The 1,338-nt window shown below is 42.6% G+C and carries 1 protein-coding gene; it reads right to left on the reverse strand.

Annotation, left to right across the window (positions count from 1 at the left end; all coding sequences use genetic code 11):
* Positions 1 to 455: 455 nt before the first annotated feature.
* Positions 456 to 1,338: lipase secretion chaperone (locus A3761_RS01125; protein WP_156491475.1), on the reverse strand; the 883-nt coding region annotated here is incomplete at its 5' end.

Genomic DNA, 1,338 nt, shown 5'->3' on the forward strand with positions numbered 1-1,338 from the left:
AAATGGGCGAAATAGGGCAATACTATACTGAATATGTCACTGTATTCTAAGTTATTAGACGGGCACTTAACTTCTAGAGCGCTCGATATAGTAGTTTCCCTTTTCGCTCACAACTGGCGATTTTCTGATATTTAAATATGATCGCTTTTAACAAAAAGAAATGGGTATTCCTGCAATACTAAAAGGCCGCTTTTGCTCAAAAGCCAGCATTGACTCAAGATTCAAACTGGCTGTTTTACCCCTATCTAGATAAACCATCTGAACGACGAGTTTGCGGACTTTTTTGCCTGTGGGTGTTGAATTGCTATGCCGAGTGCCCCATTTTCGTCTGTAAGATCGAATTCTGTCTATCACGACCTTTATCGCGCCAGATCGAACCTTTTGGCTACAAGTACGTAACAGTATACCATTCTGGACTGAGCCCTTTAATTGTCCATTTCAATTCGAATTGGCACCTATGGAAGCCTGTCATCACTCATCAGAGCACTAACGCGCTTACGCTCTGTTTCATCAAAGTGATAGGCCAACAGTTCAGAAATGGATTGCTCCTTATCTTGTTCACTTAAGCTAGAATCTAAGACAGTTTTTCGCTCAGCGGAAAAGCTGCTAAGTCTCTGCGACCATTGCGCTCGACGTTTGTCTAAATCGGCTAGCGCTGCCGCAGCCTCACTCCCTAGCATGTTCTCCCGCAGCTGATACACTTCGCTAGCGGGCGCATTATCGGCTTTCATTTTTCTAACTTGTTCTGATAGCAATGCATGTTGCTGAGCGCGCTGCCTCGTTGCTCTAATGTCCTCTGGTAGTTCAAGGCTCGCTATCTCTATATGTTGTTGTTTTTCTGTTGCTGTTAGTGTTTCATCACTGTTGATTTTTAACTGCTGAATCAAGAACCTGTTCTGGATATCTTCAGAAGCAAAGAATGCTTCATATTCAACTTGATCAAAGAAGCGCTCTCTGTAGGTCTTAATCTCAGACTGCTGAGCTATCAGTTTATCGACCATATTTACTCCCGAATCGTATACAACAAAACCCTGCTGAAGCTCCTCGATACCGATTTTGTAGTCAATATAACGTTTAAGTAGGTCCAGAGCTTGTGAACGAGCCGGTTCGCTTAGCTCTGCTTTAATAGTTTCTTGGATTGAAGCAATAACCTGCTCTAGTTCATACTCTCCAAGAGTAGATAGGAAATATTCGAACATATCTTTAAGACCTTCATCAGCCAGCAAGTTCTGACTTTCATCAACACTTAAGTTGTGATTCACATCAGTTCCCGCGAGTGATGAAGAAGAAAGCGCTTTGATACCCTCCACTTCATAGGGTTTGTGATACAAAGACTCG

The sequence above is a fragment of the Oleiphilus sp. HI0123 genome (assembly GCF_001635315.1).